Source organism: Embleya sp. NBC_00896, assembly GCF_045207785.1.
Classification (GTDB): domain Bacteria; phylum Actinomycetota; class Actinomycetes; order Streptomycetales; family Streptomycetaceae; genus Embleya.
In genome coordinates, this window is the sequence record NZ_CP108776.1 from 904,605 (window position 1) to 921,883 (window position 17,279).

Below are 17,279 nucleotides of genomic sequence, written 5' to 3' on the forward strand. Positions count from 1 at the left end.
CCGATCGCGTCGGACCGGAGGGGCGTAAGTCTACTGAGCGCCCACGCCCCGCGATCGCACCCGCCGAGTGGGCGCCCCCGGTGCCGACGGCGCGAGCGCGGGAGCCGTTCGGGGCCGGCACGCGCGTCGTTTCGCGCCGTGCCCGCGCGCCGGGGTGCGCCCGGGCGGCAACCCGGGTTCGGGGGCTGGACACTCTCGGGGTGTGACGACGCATCAGGAGCAGTGGGACGGGGACCGCGAGGTGTGGTCTCGGGTCCAAGCCGGGGATCGTGAGGCGTTTGCGATCGTCTTCGACCGATACGCGGGAGCGGTATATGGACATGTCTTGCGGCGCATGGGCGATCCCCACGAGGCCGAGGACCTGACGTCCGCGGTCTTCCTGACCGCGTGGCGCCGCCGCACCGACGTCCGCTTCGACCGCGAGAGCGCGTTGCCGTGGTTGTTGGGGACGGCGAATCGGACGGTGGCCAACAGCAGGCGATCGTTGCGGCGGTATCGGGCCCTGGCCGAACGGGTGCCCCTGCCGCCGCAGGTACCCGATCACGCCGACGAGGTCGCGCGGCAGGTGGACGGACAACGGGACGCGGCCGCGCTGCGTCGTTCCGTCGAACGGCTGCCGCGGCACGAGCGCGACGTCGTCGAGTTGTGCGTGTGGGGCGGATTGGACCAGCAGGCGGCGGCGGTCGCGTTGGGCGTCGCGCTCGGCACGGTCAAGGCACGGATGCACCGGGCCCGCAAACGCCTCGGCGGCTTGCTGGCCGAAGAGGGCGTGCGAGCGCCCGGCGGAACATTGGAGGAATCGCGATGAGCCCGTACGAGGACGACCGACTGCCGGGACACGAGCGGCGCAGGCGAGAGCTGCTGACGCTGCTCGACGTCGCCGAGCAACCGCGCCGGCGGACCCGGGTCGTGGTGCCGTTCGTGGCCGCGGGAGCGGTCCTGGCGGCGAGCGGGATCGGCGTCGTGATCGCGGACCCGTGGGGCGGTGGGCGGCAGTCGACGGTCGAGCGGGGGGCCACCCGGGGCCAGGATCCGTCGATGGGCGTCCCGAAGGAATCGGCGCGGTGGGGCGACCCGGTGCCGTGGGACATCGCGACGGCGACCCTGAAGTCGTGTCTGCGCAAGGGCCGGGAGGGGGCCCCGCCCCGGGCCGCCTCGATGCCGCCGACGCAGCCGCCGAACCCGAGGAAGGGCATGCCGAGCATGCCGACCGAAGTGTTGCCGCCCAAGTCCTCGCCGGTGACACCGCCCGAGTCGCCGTCGGGCCCGCTGCCACTGCCCACGGGGACGATGTACCTGCCCAAGTCCTCGTCGGGCCCGCTGACACCGCCCCCGGGGACGCCGCCGTCCGGCATGGCCGTCGCGGACCGCCCGCTGACTACGGAGGAGGCGGCCGTGGAGCCGCCCCCGCTGATGGACGACGAGCCACCCGTGGCCGGCCTCCATCAGCGCAGGCGTCAGGCTTGGGAGGTCACCGAGGCGGACAGTGCCTTCAAGCCGTACTTCACCGCGTGGGAACCGGACGGTCGGGGTTCGCTGCGTCCCTATGTGATGGGCCGCGCGAAGCAACCCACGCTCGTGGTGTGCCACGGAGACAACGGCGCTCCCGACGCGCCCGCCCCGTCCCAGCCGGACCAGTGGATCCTCGAGACGATCGAGACCACGTACGGGGTGGTGTACGGGCCCCCGCCGGCGGACAACCACGTCGGGGCCCTGGTCGCTCAGACCCTGTGGGGCCGGGCGATCGCCGAGGTTGCGAAGGTCGAGGCGGAGCTTCCGGACGGGTCCAGGCACGTGGCCGCCCTGCGCGACGGGGTGTGGTTCATCAGCATTCCGACGCCGGGATCGAAAGAGAGCCGCGTGCGGATCCGGGCCTATGACGCCTCGGGCGCGGAGTTGCCCACGGGCGACGGGGCGCCCTACACGAAGTGCTATCGCACCCCGGCGGGGGTGTTGTTGTCGCAGTTCCCCTTGGAGGGGGCCCAGGACATCTCGACATGCATCGTGGCGAAGCCCTGGCAGTGACGCGCACGAGCGGCTCGGCCTCAGCCGATGTCCGGCGGATCCACCCTGATCCGGACCGGATCGGCGGCCGCCCTGGCCAGCCGTAGGGTCTGGGCGGCCTTGATCGCGTGCGCCAACTCCGCGCCCCGTCCCGGTTCGATGCGCAGCAGGATGCGTTCGAACCGGGGCGGGGCTTCGGGCTGTTCGTCGCGGTCGCGGTCCCTGGGCGGGGGCGGGGCGTTGCCGAAGAGGGCGCGGGTGAGTTCGGCACGGGTGTCGGCGGCCTTGGGGTTGGGCTTGGCGTTGGGCTTGGGGTTCGGCCTGGCGGGGGGCGGTTGCGGCGCGGTCGGGGCGACCGGGACCGGGCCCATGACGTCCACGCCCTCCGGGAGGCGCAGCACGGCCAGGAAGTCGGCGATGCCGGCGGGCGGGCCGGTCACCGAGGCCATCCGAGACACCGGGGGCAGGTCGAGTTCGGCGCGCTCGATCAGTTCGGCCAGCGCGTACCCCTGCGGGTCCCAGCGCACCAGGGCCTGGACCGGGCGCAGCGTGGACTCGGCGACGACCACGAGGGTGCCGCCCTCGCCTGCGGGGCGGACCAGGCTCGCCGCGTCCAGCCAACGCCGCAGCGCCTCCTCGCCGGCGCGCAGGTCGGGCCGGGTCAGCAGGGCCCAGCCGTCGAGCAGCAGGGCCGCCGCGTAGCCGGACGGCGCGACGGGTTCGGCGCCGGGCGTGGCGATGATCAGCGCGGGCAGGTCCGGCACGGTGGTCAGGATCGCGTCGCGTCCCGACGTGCGCACCGGCACGGCGGGGAAGGCCCGGCCCAGCTCCTCGGCGGTCCTGCGGGCGCCGACCACGCTCGCCCGCACCCGGTCTCCGCCGCACACCCGGCACTGCCACCCGGGGGCCGGTCGGGCGCACCACCCGCACGTCAACGTGCCGTCGCCGGACGGGAGTTCGAGCGGCCCGGAGCAATGCGCACAGCGTGCGGGCTCGCGGCAGCGCTGACACGCGGTCCGGACGAGGTAGCCGCGGCGCGGTACCTGCACCAGCACCGGGCCGGTCTGCAACGCCTTGCGCGCGACGTCCCACGCCAGACTCGGCAGCCGCGCGGCGCGCGCGGCCTCGTCGCGGGCGAGGTCCAGGTCGCTGCCGATGGTGCGGACCAGCGGGGCGGCGGCGCGAACGCTCGCGCGATCGGCGTCCAGCGGCCGGGCCCAGCCGGAGCGGACCAGTTGCGCGGCCTCGACGGTCGTGGCGTGGCCGCCGACGGTGAACGCGGCGTTCTCCCGCGCGGCCCGCATCGCGAGCACCTCGCGCACGTGCGGATAGGGCGCGTTGGGGTCGGCGTGCGAGCCGTCGCCGTCGTTCCAGACCAGGGCCAGGCCGAGTTCGACGACGGGCGCGAACATCGCCGCGCGGGTGCCGACGACCGCGCGCACGGTCCCGCGGTTGACCGCGAGCCAGCGGCGGTAGCGCTCCTCGGGCCCGAGGCCGGCGCTCAGCGCGACATGCCGGCCGGGACCGAGCAGCGCGGTCAGCGCCGCGTCGACCCGCTCGACCGACTTGGCGTCGGGGACGACCGCGAGCGCGCCGCGCCCGGACGCCAGGGTCGCGGCCAGCGCGCGGGCGATCTCGTCCGGCCAGTGCGGCCCGGGCAGCGCGGTCCACACCGTGCGCGGCGACTCGCCCGCCGCGAGGTCGGCGAGGTGGGCGGCGCCGGCGCGATACCGCGTCCACGGTCCCGGCGCGGGCGCGGCGGGCCGCACCGGCGGCTCCCCCACGGCCTCGGCCTCGGCGCGCGCGTGTCGGGCGGGCAGCGCGATCTGGACGATGTCGGCGAGGGTGCCCGCGTACCGGTCGGCGACGGCGCGGGCGAGCTCGATCATCGGCGGGGCGAGCACGACCTCGGGCGAGGTGACGCTCGTGATCGGCGCGAGCGGCCCGCCGTACGTACTGCGCGCGACCCGCTCGACGATCACGCCGTCGATCAGCCCACCGCCCTGCCGCCGCCCGTCCACGACCTTGGCCCCGAACCGCACCCGCACCCGCACCCCGGGCTGCGCCTGCTCGGCCAGCCTGGCGGGCACCGAGTAGTCGAAGAGCCGATCCAGGTGCACGAGCCCCTTGTCCACCACGACCCGGGCCACGGGAAGATGCTCGGCCTGCGCCTTCGGCTTGGCCTTCCGCGACCGCACCGCCCGAACGACCCGCCGCGCGTCGTCGACGCCGAGCACGAGCTGCCCATCGTCACCCGCGCCCACATCCGGATCGTTCGTCGCCACACCACGCATCTTGACAGACCCGACCGACGCCCAAGATCCCCCGGGGATCCGTCACCCGCGTCCGGCCTCCAACCGGCAGATGGGCAAGTTCGGCCGCACACCCAGGCACGTCAGTGCCCGCCCAATCAGGCCACCCGCGTGATCGACGAGCCGCACGAGAGTGCGCCGCGGGGCGGACTGGTTGGGCTTGTCGAATGGATGCGTATCCCCGAAACCGGGCTTTGGCGGCAGTGGGCCCCCTGGACCGCTTGTGCACCCGAGCGTCACCGCGGGCTGCGAGCCGTCGCCTAGCCGACGCCTGCCGCACATGACGAAGCCCCGCCGCCTTCAAACGGGGGTGGCGGGGGCCTCGAACGGGGGCAAGAGAACCCACCTGCTCATCGAAGTACCAACGGCACACCGATCGCTCGCGTCAGTTTCGCAACCTTCGACGTGGACACCTCGCCGAGACGCTGCACGATGGCACCGGACAGAGCTTGATGACGAATCCAATCCGGAGCTTCCTGCGCAATGTCCAACAGAGTGCGCGTAGCCGCATCCCACTGCTTCGCGTCGCACTGCGCAAGCGCCACGTCCAGGGCGTACCGCGACCTAGCCACGATGGGGATGTGACGCGGGATGCGCGTCTGGTTGATGAGTTCGAGGGCCTTGCCGGTCTCTTTCAAGGCCAAGGCCACCGTGACCGCCTGAATCCGAGCGTCGGTAGGTCCGAATCCCGTCTGATAGTGGTTGACATCCTTGCCCAGCCGGGCAGCCGCAGCGTGACCCTGGGAAAGGTAGTCGTGCGCCCGGTCGGCGTCTTCGTAGCGCGACGCCGCCACCGCGCCACGAATCATCAGCCGTCCGTACACAGCAAGGCGTGCAGGGGCGGGCTCCGAGAACGTCGGTTGAATTCGAAGCGCGGCTTCCTCGCACACGCGCACCGCATCCTGTGGCCGGCTGTCACGCATGTAGACCCATGCCAGGGTGGCAGCGAGAACCGCCGTCATGAGTTCATCGCCGGAAGTCGTCGCCGCTTGGCCGGCGTACACCAGGGCCGCGAAGGCGAGATCCCGCGCCCCCAAAACGTTCGCCACGCATGCGGCAGCTTGATAGGCATCCGCGAGGATCACTGCGGCGTGCTCGCGCTCGGGCCCGGTCGACGCGTCGAAACGGGCTTTCGCTTCCGGGAGGAGTTGACGGGTCAGTGATCCGAACTCCACGTAGTCGCCCACCCAGTAGGCCGCCCACATGGTTGCGCGGACCGCTTCGAGTTCGGCCACCGAACAGGGGTCAATGTCTGCGTCGGAGAAGCCAAGGGCGCTGTTGTGCACCACGCGTGACAGCGCTCGAATGACGAAGCGCTCGGCGTGGCGCATGGCACGCCGCGGTGCCTGCTCGCCGAGCAATACAGACGTGTCTGTCCCCAAAGCATTGGCGAACTTGACCAGCGACCCGACCGTGACCGTGCCGCCCTGTTCGAGCTTCTGGACCAGGGACAGCGACACGTCGGCCGCCTCGGCCAACCCCTGTTGAGTGAGTTCGGCGCCGCGGAGGATCTTGACGCGCTCACCCGTCGTGTATTCGGACCAAGCCACCATGTCTACCCCTGAGTAGCGTTCGGACGCGTATAGCCACTGTAGGCAGGGGGTTGAGCTAGGCAAGAGATCATTTAGCCGATCACAGGGCGAACTCACATGCTCCATGCGAGTAGCCGTGAGACGACTCCGGGTAGTCCCACACTTCAAGCGTTCACCGTCGGTGATCACTCTGCCACGCTCGCTCACATGGTTACTCAAGGCAAGATCGCCCGGAGTCCACACGACCGCATTCGACGCACGGCGCTGGCCGCCGCAGCTGGCGGACGCATCGAGCGTGTCAAGGTCGCGATCTACGTAGCCGCGCCGTCCGCGCCCGAATACCTTGCGCTTGCACAGACCTGCCGTACTTACGCCGAGCTGCATGACTGGTGTGTAGCAGCAGTTTTGAGCGAGTCGACCGACGAACCCCGACCGCTGCGGGCCGAGTTGAACCGCGCGCTGTTGATGGTGACGAATCGAGTCGTCGCCGGCATCGTCACGGCGAGCCGGTCGATGATCTCGCCCGTTGATAGCGACGTCGCATCCGTCGAAGAGAAGTTGCGCCGGGTTGGCGCCTTCCTGACTGTGCTGCCGACACAAGTCGCTGAAGTCGCACAGCATGACCAGCCAAGGCACTTTCGATGAATCCCGGCACCGGAATGACGCTCGCGGTCTACCAGGTTGGCCCGGACGGGACGCGCGTGGTGAAGCCACCCATGCGGTGCGCGGTTTCGGAACCGACAGCGTGGCCGTGGGGTATCGGGTCCATGCCGCCGGACCCCCCGTGCGAGTGCTCGCCGGGCTGCTCCCGCTACCCGCCGCCCGCGCAATGAACTGCCCTACGTGCCGCGTTGGTTCACCCCCGCAACACGGCACGCCGGGCACCAAGCCCCGCCGCTCGACTCGTGACAGGTACCGCGACGGGACCGCGCCGATGGAATGCGTCCGCCGGCGCGGCGGGGCGACTCACCCACCTACCAGAGCCGGGGCGAGTCGCCCGACAAGTTCGGCGCCGATTGATGGGAAAGGAACTCGCAGGATGACGAAACCCTCAGCCGCGGAGCGCGGTGCCGAGCGCCGGGTGTACATCGACGGACGGGCCACGCTGCCGCATCCGGACGCATTCCGGCGCACGGTCATCCTGCGAGCGGCACGCAGGCTGTACTTCTCCACGATCTACAAACCGCTGCACGCGCAGCCGTACACCGTCGATGACCGACCAGCAGGCATCTTCGCGGCCCCGGTCACGGCCAGCGAACTGACCGACGCCGTACGGACCTGCCCCCACCTGTTTCAAGAGCGCGTCGACAAGGTGGCCGACGTCCGCGTGACCGTCGTCGGGGAACGAACGTTCGCCGCGCGCATCACAGCCCCTACCGATGTCCTGGATTGGCGCGCCGACTACGCGCACTTGAACTATGACGTGGTCGAGTGCCCGCCCGAGGTCACCACGGGCATGCAACACATGCTGCGTCAGTTCGGCCTGTCGTTCGGAGCGTTCGACTTCGCCGTGACTTCCGCCGGCGAGTGGTGGTTTCTCGAACTGAACCCCAACGGCGAATGGGCATGGGTGGAAGACCGGACCGAACTACCCATCGCGTCGGCACTCGCCGACGTCCTCCAGGACGGAGAGACCAGGACATGAGCAGCGACCAGGAAGGTTCGGCACTTCGCGGCCGACTCGCCGACCTACTCACGAAGGAAGGAACGTTGCGGTCACCCGAGTGGGACTCGGCGGTACGGGCCGTACCCCGGGATGCCTTCCTCGCCGGCGGTTGGTTCGAGTACGAGGACGGAGGTTGGTACCGACCGGCATCCGTCACGGACGGAACCGACAGGCTCGCCCGGGTGTATGAGAACGACAGCCTTGTCACTCAGCTCGGCGGGGTCATCGTGCCCGAACAGGTCGACGGACGGGTGATGCAACTGCCTACGTCGTCAAGCACGTTGCCGGGGCTTGTCGTTCGGATGCTCGAAGAACTGGGGGTGTCGGACGGCTCGCGGGTTCTCGAAGTGGGGACCGGTACGGGCTACTCGACAGCGCTTCTCACGCATCGACTCGGCGACGACCAAGTGACGAGTGTCGAAGTCGACCGTGACGTGTCGGCAAGCGCCGGGGCTGCTCTCGCGGGGCTGGACTTCTGGCCGACCCTGGTCGTGGGCGACGGGCTCGCAGGGCACTCCGCGGGGGCACCATATGACCACGTGATCGCGACATGCGGAGTCAAGACCGTGCCCGCCGCGTGGGTTGCGCAGACTCACCCCGGTGGGGAAATCCTCGCTCCCATCTACGGCGGATGGATGGGGGCGAGTGAGCTGGTTCGGCTTACGGTCGCCGACGACGGCACGGCCGAGGGTCCAATGCTCGGCGGGCAGGTCGGTTTCATGATGGCCCGACCGCAGACACCGCCCCCGCTCGGGTTGTTGCCCGACCTGGATGCGGCCGACGAACAACCGACCGAACTCGGCGCCGACGCGTTGAACGACTGGACAACCCGATGGGTCGCTCAGTTCGCCGCGCCGACCGTTCAACGGCTCGCACTGTCGAAGAACGGTCTGCCCCTTCACGTTCTGGTCGACGTCGAAGCCGGGTCGTGGGCGAGCCTGTACGCACGCAACGGTCGATGGCTCGCCCGGCAGGGTGGACCCGCCCGACTGTGGGACGTGATCACGGAACGCGTAGCCGAGTGGCGGGCGGCCGAGTTGCCCGCCGAGAGTCTGCGGGTCCACGTGGGGCCGAGCGGGCAGCGTCTCGTCTGGGAGTAGTCCGAGCTGCTCCGGTCGCTCGCAGACGCAACATGCGGTCGGGCGGGGCTTCTTTCGACCGTTCTCCGCTTAGTCACCATCGTGTGGCGAGCGCAGCGAGGAGAGCGGCGGAGCCGCAGAGGTTCAGACGTCGGTGACCCGGAGCGCCAGCGGAGGGGCACCGACGTCACGAGCGAGGCGCGTCGAAACACCACGGCCCGCCCCCTCTCGCCGGCGGACCGTCGTGTTCGAACTCGCCATGAAGTCCGCGCTGTTCGTCCTTGGTGACAGCCAACCAGAGGATTGCCCTCCCCGCTGCCCTACAGCGCCCAGCAGTTCGTGGACAAGGGCTGGTCGCGGAGCGAGGCGCGGATCAGGCCGTACACGCTGCCGTCGAAGATCAGGCCGAGGTGGCCGACGACCCGCAGGGGGCAGTGGTCCTGGAGGATCGCGTCGTCCGAGTCGCCGCCCACGAGGTTGTTGCGGATCGGTAGGACGAGGATGTCGCTGCGGCTGGTGAGCGCGGTATGGCGAACCTCGCCCGGGGTGGGGTCGCCCTGGGCCGCGTGCCGCCTTGATGTGAATAGTCGGTTTTGAGAATGTTGCACACGAGGCTTGATCCACAAGAGATTGCGGCAGGAATGTGAATCCGGATTCGGCTCCCATGCGGTGCCTGCCGGGCTACTCGACCTCGACGCCGTGCGACTCGGCGACGCCGAGCAGGCCGTTGCGGTAGCCGTTGGTCGTGGGCGAGAACGACCACGTGCCCTCGGAGCGGACGAACGCGCCCAGCACCATCGCGGTCTCGCCGGCTCGGCGGGTCGGCACGGCGTGGTCGCCCAGGCGGCGGCCGTCGGCCTGGTCGAGCCGGGTCAGCCGGGCGCCGCGCAGCGTGGACAGGTCGCGGCCCGGCGCGCTCTCCTCGTCGACGGCCGCGGCCAGGACGAGCCGGTCGGCCTGGCTCGGGAGCAGCGCCAGGTCGACCAGGAAGGCCACGCCGTCCCCGACCCGTACCGCCCCCTCGGGGCTGGCCGGGTTGTTGAAGAACACGAAGTGCTCGTCGCTGAGCACCCGCCCCCGCGTACACACGAACGCGCACGGGTCCAGGGCCGGCACGTCGCCCGCGTCCCATCCGAGTTGGACCAGGACCCGGCTGCCGGGCGCGGCGCTCGGGCCCGCCCCGGCGGCACCGGCCCCCGGACCGAGTCGGCCGCGCAGGCCGTGTTGCGCGAGCAGGCCGACCAACTCGGGGCCGGTGACCAGGCCGAGCGGCTTGTTACGGATGAACTCGTGCGAGCCGGGCCCGAATCCGGACGTGGTGACCAGCAGGCCCTTGTTCGCGCCGTGGTGCTGCACCGTCCCCCACAGGTCGCGCACCGCCGTCGGCGGGACGGTGTTGCGGTAGCGCTTGACCTGCACGACGATCTTGCCGCCGCGGATCGGGTCGGAGTCCACCGCGACCACGTCCACGCCCTGGTCGCCGCTGCGCGCGGTGGTCTCGACCTGCATGCCCATCCGCTGGAACAGGTCGGCGATCAGGTCCTCGAACGCGATCGGGTCCATCACGAACAGATCGGGATCGTCGTCGCCGGAACCGAGGGTCGGGCGGACGGGAACGGGCGCCACCGGCACCGGCGTCGGGGCGGACGCGACGCTGTCCGCGAGCCTGCTCGGCTGTACCGGCGTGGGCCGGTCCGGGCGCGCGGACAGTGTGCCGTTCATCGCGTCCAGGCACGCGACGGCGTCCACTCGGTCGAGGCTGATGTGCCGGAAGTCCTCGGCACGGGCGGTCACGGTCAGCAGGTACGTCTGGCCGGGTCGCCCGGTCGCGGGGTTCACCGCGTCGACGAAGCCGTTCAGGACCACCGAGTCGAGAATCCGCTCGTGGTCGGCGAAGAACACCTCGGCGAGGATCCGCACCGCGCTCTGCGCGAGGACGTCGCGGTGGATCGCGCGCCGGTCGGTCGCGGTACGCGCGACATCCTTCTCCTGGTCCTCGGACTTGACGTAGCGCACCCGTGCGATCGCCGGCACCACGTCGACGCCCGGGAGTTCGTGGTCGACGACCAGTTGCCGAAGGGCCGGGTCGAACGCGACCGTCGAGCGGTCGGAGAAGCCCTCGGGCCAGTCCGGCGACGCGAGCAGGACACCCTCGAAGTAGTCCTCGATCGCCTCGGGGTCGCGCGCCGCGAGCCGGCGCACGAGGTCGTCGACCTGGCCGTTGCGCTGATCGGCGAGCGCGCGTTGGCCGTTCGCCCAGTCCTGGTATTGGCGGTGGTAGTCGGTGTAGCGCTGCTGCCGGTCGTACTCGGCGGCCTGCGCGGCGCGCAGATCGTGGTCGTAGCGGGCCTGCGCCTGCGCGCGGTCGTACTCGTACCGCGACTGGGCACCGGGCGCGAACGACCCGAACCCCGACGGCGGGGCGACCTGGTAGCGCGCGGGGTCGGGCATCGGGATCGGCCGGGCGAGTTCGCCCGGCTGGAACGGCGGGATCTCGACCCCGACGCGCAGGCGTTCGATGTGGAATCCCGGCTCGCTCAGCCGGGCCCGCAGCACACCTTGGAGTTCGGCCACCCGGTCGTCGATCTCGGCGGTGCGCCGGGCCACTTCGGCTTCGCGGGACTGTTGGTAGGCGCGTTGCGCCTCGCGGTCGGCGCGGGCGGCGGCCTTCTGCGCGTCGCGCCGGCGTCTCTCGTCCGCGCGCAGTTGCTGCTGCTGTGCGCGGAACTCGGCCTCGCGTTGCCGTTGTTGTTGCCGCTGTAGCTCGGCCCATGTCCCCAGCACACCGGTGCTTCGCCGACTCGCCACGCCTTCGCCTTTCGCCCTGCACACGATCGCCCCACGCCCGAGTGACATCCTGCCTTGTTGGGTGGGCCAATGCGAAGGTGGCCTTTGGCGCGGGGGTGGATCACCGGGGTCGGTGGTGGGCCGGGTGTCCTCAGGCGTCCCTACCTTGTTGATGGGCAGGGCGAGCCATTCGTAGGGTTCTCCCACCCAGGGGTGCCGGGTGTGGCTTTCAGGCGTCTGCCGATCGTGGCTTTGTTCGATTTGCCGCCCGGCACCCCGCGACGACTCGGCCGCTGATTAGGAACTGCGATTCGGTCGCTGTGTAGGGACTCGACGGCGAGGTCGTCTGCGGGACAACACGAACCGACAGACTTGCGGAGGCGCTTGTGGCGAGGATCTGGGCCGGGGTGGACGCGGGGAAGACCCACCACCACTGCGTGGCGATCGACGAGAACGGGAAGCGGCTGCTCTCGCGCCGGGTGGCCAACGACGAGCCGGTTTTGCTCGACCTGGTGGCGGACGTCCTGGCCCTGGACACGGACGTGGTGTGGGCCGTCGACCTCACGGACGGCGCCGCGGGCCTGCTCATCGCGCTGCTCGTCAACCACGACCAGCACCTCCTCTACATTCCCGGCCGGGTCGTCAACCGTGCGGCCGACGGCTACCGGGGCGAGGGCAAGACCGACGCGAAGGACGCGGCGATCATCGCCGACCAGGCCCGCGTCCGCCGCGACCTGCACCCGCTGCGGCCCGGCGACGAGCTCACCGTCGAGCTGGGGCTCCTCACCGCCCACCGTATGGACCTCGCCGCCGACCGCACCCGCTCGATCAACCGCCTCCGAGCCCTGCTGACCGGAATATTCCCGGCCTTGGAAAGGGAGTTGGACCTCACCAATGTCGGACCGTTGGTTCTCCTGACGGGTTATCAGACCCCGGCGGCGATCCGCCGCGCGGGCGCCCGGCGACTGGAGACCTGGCTGCACAACCGCAAGGTTCGCAATGCCGCGCAGCTCGCCGCCGGCGCCGTCGCAGCGGCCGAGCGCCAACACACCGCGGTGCCGGGCGAGAAGATCACAGCACGGCTGGTCCACACGTTGGCCAGGGAGGTGATGGCCCTCAACGAGCGGATCGCCGAGACGGACAAGCTCGTCGAGGGCCGGTTTCGCGAGCACGAACACGCCGCCGTGATCACGAGCATGCCCGGCATCGGGCCGTTGCTCGGCGCCGAGTTCCTCGCCGCGACCGGCGGCGACATGAGCGCGTTCGCCACCCCCGACCGCCTCGCCGCGTTCGCCGGCGTCGCCCCGGCCCCGCGCGACTCGGGCAAGGTCAGCGGCAACCTCCACCGCCCCCAGCGCTACAACCGGCGCCTCCAACGCGTGTTCTACACCTCCGCGCTGATCAGCATCCGGTACTGCGACGAGTCCCGCCGCTTCTACGACCGCAAGCGGGCCGAGGGCAAGCGGCACACCCAGGCAGTCCTTGCTCTGGCCCGCCGTCGCGTCAACGTCCTGTGGGCCCTGCTGCGTGACGGACGGTGCTACGAGCCCACACCACCCGTCACACTCGCCGCTTGACAACAAGATTAGGAATCGGACGGGCTTGGGATGCCGGGCCTCAAGCGCCGGCCGGGCTGTTTGGCCTCAAACGCCGGCCGGGCTTGAAAAGCTTGGCCTCAAACGCCGGCCGGGCTATGGATGGCCCGCCCTGCGTCTGAAGGCGAAGCCTTCGTCCGCGTTAGGACTGTAGACCTCGGGGCGAACGAGCGTGCGACGTCTGCCCGTTCACTCACAGGCTGTGCCGTCTCCGTCGCGGTCCAGGTGTCGGCCGTAGCCCGGCTCGCCGCGGTGGATCGGGGCGGCGCCGGCGGCGCGGACCGCCGTGCAGTTCTTGTAGTACACCGGGCCGTCGCCGCCCGTGCTCCCGCCGCCGGAGACCGTCCCGCCCGGACCCCCCGGCGTCGGTGCGGCCGCCGTCGGCGCGGCGGTCGTCGGCGGTTTCGAGGGCGGCGCCTGCGTCGTGGGCGGCCTCGTGCTCGGCGCGGCGGTGGTGGCCGGCGCCGTGGTCGCCGGTGCCGTGCTCGCGGATGCCGTGCTCGCCGGCGTGCCGGTCCGCGACGGCTTCCCGGTCTTGCCGTCGCCATCGTCGTCTCCGCCGCACCCGGCCAGGGCCACCGTCAGTGCGAGCGCGACGAACGCCATGCTCGTGGTCATGGTGCGCATGTGCGAGTTCCCCCCTCGATACGTGCCACACGGACTCTAGTGCCGCACCCGGCAACGTTTGCCCCGTCGAGTCGGTCCTCGGTTCCGCCGTCACCGGCGGTTCCGGGGTCGGACCGGACGCATGACGTTTCAGCGGAGATCTGGACCATGCCCCGCGACCGGACCTACGGTGCCTGAATGGACCGATTGAGCGCCATGGATGCCGGGTTCTACTTCGTCGAGGACGAGAACGTCCCCATGCACGTCGGATCCGTCCTGGTCTTCGAGGGGCCCGCGCCGTCGTACGGCGACGTGATCCGCCTGTTCGTCTCCAAGCTCCCGGACGTACCGCGCTACCGGCAGCGGGTCCGCACCCTGCCGCTGCACCTGGGTCGGCCGGTCTGGGTCGACGACGACCACTTCCAGATCCTGTACCACGTCCGCCACACGGCGGTCCCCGCGCCCGGCGGTGACGACCAGGTGCGCAACCTCGCCGGTCGGCTGTTCGCGCAGCGCCTGGACCTGAGCAAGCCGCTGTGGGAGGTCTGGCTCGTGGAGGGCCTCGCGGACGGCCGCTGGGCGATCATCTCCAAGGTGCACCACTGCCTGATCGACGGCGTGGCCGGCACCGATCTGCTCCAGATGCTCCTGGACTGGCGCGAGCACCCCGAGCCGGTCGAGCCGGCCATCCCCGACCCGTGGGTGGCCGATCCCGCGCCGAGCACGCTCGACCTGATCGCCGACGGCCTGCGCGACGCGATCGCCGCCCCGGTCAAGCACCTCGCGGCGGTACCGGCCCTGGCCCGGGAGATGCGCAGCGCCTCGGAGGTCCTGGAGACCGTCCGGACCCTGGCCGGGAGCCTGCCCGGAACCGCCAATCGACTCCTCGAGACGTCGGCCGGCTCGCTCAACGGTTCGATCGGGCCGCACCGGCGCTGGGTGTGGGCGAGGTCGGACATCGCCGAGATCAAGCGCGTACGCAAGGAGGTCGGCGGCACGGTCAACGACGTGATCCTGACCGCGATCACCCGGGGCTTCCGCGATCTGCTGACGGAGCGCGGCGAGTTGACGGCGGATCAGGTGGTTCGGTCGCTGGTGCCGGTGTCGGTCCGCTCCCCCGGCGAGCGCAACACGCTCAACAATCGGCTCAGCGCGGTCCTGGTGAACCTGCCGGTCGGCGAGGACGACCCACTGGCCCGCCTGGCGTCGGTACGCGCGCAAATGGACGACCTCAAGCGCAGCCGGCAGGCGGCCGGCGCGGATGTGCTGACCGGGCTGGGCAACTTCGCCGCGCCGACGCTGCTCGCGCTCGGCTCGCGGACCGCGTTGCGCTTCCCGCAGCGGATCCTCCAGACGGTGACCACGAACGTGCCGGGGCCGCGCGTGCCGCTGTACATGCTGGGTCGGCCGCTCGCGGAGATCTACCCGTACGTGCCGATCGCGAGCACGATGCGGATCAGCGTCGGGATCTTCTCGTACCTGGACCGGATCACGTTCGGGATCAACGCCGACTTCGACGCGGTGCCGGACGTACAGGTCCTCGCGGACGGGATCCGCGCGGGGTTCGAGGAGTTGGTGGTGGCCGCGACGGGATCAGCGTGACGAGGAGGCGGCGGCGGTGTCGTCGAGCCAGCGGGTGACGCGGTCGGCGACGGTGTCCGGGATCTCCAACTGCGGTACGTGGCCCACCCCGGGGAAGGTCTCGAACCGCCAGGCCGGTCGGCGGGCCGCGGCCTCCCGGGCCTGGCGGACCCGTACGAAGCGGTCCTGTTCGCCGTGCAGCAGCAGGACCGGCATCCGCAACGCGGCCAGTTCGCCGCGATAGCGCGCGAGCGCGGCCCGACCCGGCCGCGCGACGGAGGTCGCGGCCTGCACGAAGGCGCGGTCCAGGTCCGGGATCCGGGCGCGCTCCTCGGCCGGCGCGGTCGCGGCTGCGATCATCTCCTCGGGGATCCCCGCGGGATTCGCGCACACCAGCGCCAACACCCGCAGCACCTGCTCGCGCGGCGTGTACCGGGCTCGGTTCCGGGCGAGCACGGCCGGCCCCAGGCCGGGGATCGCGTACGCCAGGAACGCCGCGATCACGCGCGGGTCCGGCAACACGCCCAGGACCGGCGGCAACACGGGGTCCAGGAGCACCAGACCGGTGACCGTATCGGGCGCGATCGCCGCCTGCCGGATCGAGATCATCCCGCCCATCGAGTTGCCGATCAGCACCGCGGGCCCGCCGATCACCTCGCGCAGGAAGCGGTCGAGCAGCACACGATTGGCGGACACGTCGGCCCGCCGTCCCTCGACCCGGGTCAGCCCGAACCCGGCCAGGTCGATCGCCACCACCCGGGCCCGCCCGATCAGCAGCGGCGCGAGCAGCGCCCAGTTGAGGTGCGACCCGCCCAGCCCGTGCACGAGCACGATCGTCGGCGCACCGGCGTCTCGGCCCGCACCCGCGCCCGCGTCCCCATTCACTCCCGCGCCCGCGCCCGCGTCCCCGTTCGCTCCCGCACCCACGTCCACCGGTCCGCCGAAGTCCACCCAGTGGGTGGCCCCGTCCAGATCCGCGACCCGGCTCGTCCCGCCCCAGCGCGCGATCGTCGTCATCCCCGCAGTATCGAACACGCGCACCGCCCAGCCCAGCCGCCGGCCCGAGACCGATCGTCGTGATCTGCTTGGCCCGACGATCCTGTTCGCGTGGCGGCACAAGCGGCCGCGCGACCGAGCGAGGGAGACCCCCGTGCGCACGTTGTACCCCGCGATCGAGCCGTACGACCAGGGCATGCTCGACGTCGGCGACGGCCAGTCGCTCTCCTGGCGGCGGTTCGGGAATCCGGACGGCAAGCCGGCGGTCTTTCTGCACGGTGGGCCGGGCGGCGGCGCTCTGCCCGACCACGCGCGCGCGTTCGATCCCGCCAAGTACGACGTCCTGTTGTTCGACCAGCGCGGCTGCGGACTGAGCACGCCGCACGTGAGCCGGTTCGACACCGACCTGACCGCGAACACCACGTGGCACCTCGTCGCCGATATCGAGAGGCTTCGCGAACTCGTAGGCGTGGAGCGGTGGTTGGTGCTCGGCGGGTCGTGGGGCAGCGCACTGGCTCTGGCGTACGCGCAGACCCATCCCGAACGGGTCACCGAGCTCGTCCTGCGCGGGATCTTCACGCTGCGGCGGTCCGAGCTGGAGTGGTTCTACCAGGGCGGCGCTTCGATGCTGTTCCCCGAGCGCTGGCAGGAATACCTGGCGCCGATTCCGGAGGCCGAGCGCGGCGACCTGATGGCCGCGTTCAATCGTCGGCTCAACGACGCGGATCCGAAGGTGCGCGAGGAGGCCGCGATCGCTTGGAGTGCCTGGGAGGGCGCGCTGGTCACGCTGCTGCCCAACGCGGAGCTGCTCGCGATCCACCAGGAGCCGAAGTTCGCGTTGGCCTTCGCCCGGATCGAGAACCATTACATGGTCAACGGCGGATTCCTGGAGGAGGGCCAACTCATCCGTGACGCGGGGTTGTTGCGGGACATCCCGGGGGTGATCGTGCAGGGCCGCTACGACATGTGCACCCCCGCCGTGACCGCGTACGACCTGCACCGGGCCTGGCCCGAGGCCGAGTTCGTGGTCGTCGACGACGCGGGGCACGCGTTCTCCGAGCCCGGCATCACGCACCACCTGATCGAGGCCACCGACCGGTTCGCGGGCTGATCCTCGCCCC

Annotated in this window: 14 protein-coding genes; 8 read left to right on the forward strand and 6 right to left on the reverse strand. The window is 71.1% G+C overall.

From position 1 onward, the window contains the following. Positions 1-202 precede the first annotated feature (202 nt). Together OG928_RS04285 and OG928_RS04290 are read left to right on the forward strand one after the other, a co-directional pair. Positions 203-808, forward strand: a complete 606-nt coding sequence (locus tag OG928_RS04285; protein ID WP_406279441.1) for an RNA polymerase sigma factor — start codon at positions 203-205, stop codon at positions 806-808. Then, positions 805-2,025, forward strand: a complete 1,221-nt coding sequence (locus OG928_RS04290; RefSeq protein ID WP_406279444.1) for a hypothetical protein — start codon at positions 805-807, stop codon at positions 2,023-2,025. The genes OG928_RS04285 and OG928_RS04290 overlap by 4 nt, the downstream gene beginning before the upstream one ends. Before the next feature lie 20 nt (positions 2,026-2,045). On the opposite strand, the gene OG928_RS04295 is transcribed toward OG928_RS04290, so the two are convergent. Then, on the reverse strand, positions 2,046-4,298 hold the full coding sequence (locus tag OG928_RS04295) for a primosomal protein N' (protein WP_406279447.1): 2,253 nt from the start codon (positions 4,296-4,298) through the stop codon (positions 2,046-2,048). Positions 4,299-4,666: 368 nt separating this feature from the next. Next, the gene (locus OG928_RS04300; protein ID WP_406279450.1) at positions 4,667-5,869 is read right to left on the reverse strand and encodes a helix-turn-helix domain-containing protein; all 1,203 of its coding nucleotides are present in this window, start codon (positions 5,867-5,869) and stop codon (positions 4,667-4,669) included. Between the two features lie 186 nt (positions 5,870-6,055). Here OG928_RS04300 and OG928_RS04305 point away from each other — a divergent pair, with 186 nt between their 5' ends. The 3 genes from OG928_RS04305 to tgmC all read left to right on the forward strand — a co-directional run bounded on the left by OG928_RS04305 (position 6,056) and on the right by tgmC (position 8,614). Beyond that, positions 6,056-6,493 (forward strand): hypothetical protein, encoded by a 438-nt coding sequence (locus tag OG928_RS04305; RefSeq protein ID WP_406279453.1) that lies wholly within the window; start codon positions 6,056-6,058, stop codon positions 6,491-6,493. Positions 6,494-6,887: 394 nt separating this feature from the next. Continuing rightward, positions 6,888-7,493 (forward strand): hypothetical protein, encoded by a 606-nt coding sequence (locus OG928_RS04310; RefSeq protein WP_406279456.1) that lies wholly within the window; start codon positions 6,888-6,890, stop codon positions 7,491-7,493. Next, positions 7,490-8,614 (forward strand): ATP-grasp peptide maturase system methyltransferase, encoded by a 1,125-nt coding sequence (gene tgmC / locus OG928_RS04315; RefSeq protein ID WP_406279459.1) that lies wholly within the window; start codon positions 7,490-7,492, stop codon positions 8,612-8,614. The genes OG928_RS04310 and tgmC overlap by 4 nt, the downstream gene beginning before the upstream one ends. A gap of 299 nt (positions 8,615-8,913) precedes the next feature. Here the strand turns inward: tgmC and OG928_RS04320 are convergent, their stop codons facing one another. Together OG928_RS04320 and OG928_RS04325 are read right to left on the reverse strand one after the other, a co-directional pair. Then, a complete protein-coding gene (locus OG928_RS04320; protein ID WP_406279462.1) occupies positions 8,914-9,201 on the reverse strand; it encodes a hypothetical protein in 288 nt (95 codons plus the stop codon). 73 nt (positions 9,202-9,274) lie between these two features. Continuing rightward, positions 9,275-11,401, reverse strand: a complete 2,127-nt coding sequence (locus OG928_RS04325; protein WP_406279465.1) for a restriction endonuclease — start codon at positions 11,399-11,401, stop codon at positions 9,275-9,277. Between the two features lie 365 nt (positions 11,402-11,766). Here OG928_RS04325 and OG928_RS04330 point away from each other — a divergent pair, with 365 nt between their 5' ends. After that, on the forward strand, positions 11,767-12,957 hold the full coding sequence (locus tag OG928_RS04330; protein WP_331765748.1) for an IS110 family transposase: 1,191 nt from the start codon (positions 11,767-11,769) through the stop codon (positions 12,955-12,957). A gap of 207 nt (positions 12,958-13,164) precedes the next feature. Here the strand turns inward: OG928_RS04330 and OG928_RS04335 are convergent, their stop codons facing one another. Continuing rightward, on the reverse strand, positions 13,165-13,602 hold the full coding sequence (locus OG928_RS04335) for an excalibur calcium-binding domain-containing protein (RefSeq protein WP_406279468.1): 438 nt from the start codon (positions 13,600-13,602) through the stop codon (positions 13,165-13,167). 177 nt (positions 13,603-13,779) lie between these two features. Between OG928_RS04335 and OG928_RS04340 the strand changes: the two genes are divergently transcribed. Further along, positions 13,780-15,183 carry a WS/DGAT/MGAT family O-acyltransferase gene (locus tag OG928_RS04340; protein WP_406279471.1) on the forward strand — a complete coding sequence of 468 codons (1,404 nt, stop codon included), beginning with the start codon at positions 13,780-13,782 and terminating at the stop codon, positions 15,181-15,183. On the opposite strand, the gene OG928_RS04345 is transcribed toward OG928_RS04340, so the two are convergent. Next, positions 15,175-16,179, reverse strand: a complete 1,005-nt coding sequence (locus tag OG928_RS04345) for an alpha/beta fold hydrolase (RefSeq protein ID WP_406279474.1) — start codon at positions 16,177-16,179, stop codon at positions 15,175-15,177. The genes OG928_RS04340 and OG928_RS04345 overlap by 9 nt on opposite strands. A gap of 133 nt (positions 16,180-16,312) precedes the next feature. Between OG928_RS04345 and pip the strand changes: the two genes are divergently transcribed. Next, the gene (gene pip / locus OG928_RS04350) at positions 16,313-17,269 is read left to right on the forward strand and encodes a prolyl aminopeptidase (protein WP_406279477.1); all 957 of its coding nucleotides are present in this window, start codon (positions 16,313-16,315) and stop codon (positions 17,267-17,269) included. The last annotated feature ends 10 nt before the right edge of the window (positions 17,270-17,279 follow it).

Excerpts from the sequence above, each read along its gene's own strand:
- OG928_RS04310 (WP_406279456.1), top strand. The coding sequence starts at position 6,888 with ATGACGAAACCCTCAGCCGCGGAGCGCGGTGCCGAGCGCCGGGTGTAC.
- OG928_RS04340 (WP_406279471.1), top strand. The coding sequence starts at position 13,780 with ATGGACCGATTGAGCGCCATGGATGCCGGGTTCTACTTCGTCGAGGAC.
- OG928_RS04295 (WP_406279447.1), bottom strand. The coding sequence starts at position 4,298 with ATGCGTGGTGTGGCGACGAACGATCCGGATGTGGGCGCGGGTGACGAT.
- OG928_RS04335 (WP_406279468.1), bottom strand. The coding sequence starts at position 13,602 with ATGCGCACCATGACCACGAGCATGGCGTTCGTCGCGCTCGCACTGACG.
- OG928_RS04300 (WP_406279450.1), bottom strand. The coding sequence starts at position 5,869 with ATGGTGGCTTGGTCCGAATACACGACGGGTGAGCGCGTCAAGATCCTC.
- tgmC (WP_406279459.1), top strand. The coding sequence starts at position 7,490 with ATGAGCAGCGACCAGGAAGGTTCGGCACTTCGCGGCCGACTCGCCGAC.
- OG928_RS04305 (WP_406279453.1), top strand. The coding sequence starts at position 6,056 with ATGGTTACTCAAGGCAAGATCGCCCGGAGTCCACACGACCGCATTCGA.
- OG928_RS04345 (WP_406279474.1), bottom strand. The coding sequence starts at position 16,179 with ATGACGACGATCGCGCGCTGGGGCGGGACGAGCCGGGTCGCGGATCTG.
- OG928_RS04290 (WP_406279444.1), top strand. The coding sequence starts at position 805 with ATGAGCCCGTACGAGGACGACCGACTGCCGGGACACGAGCGGCGCAGG.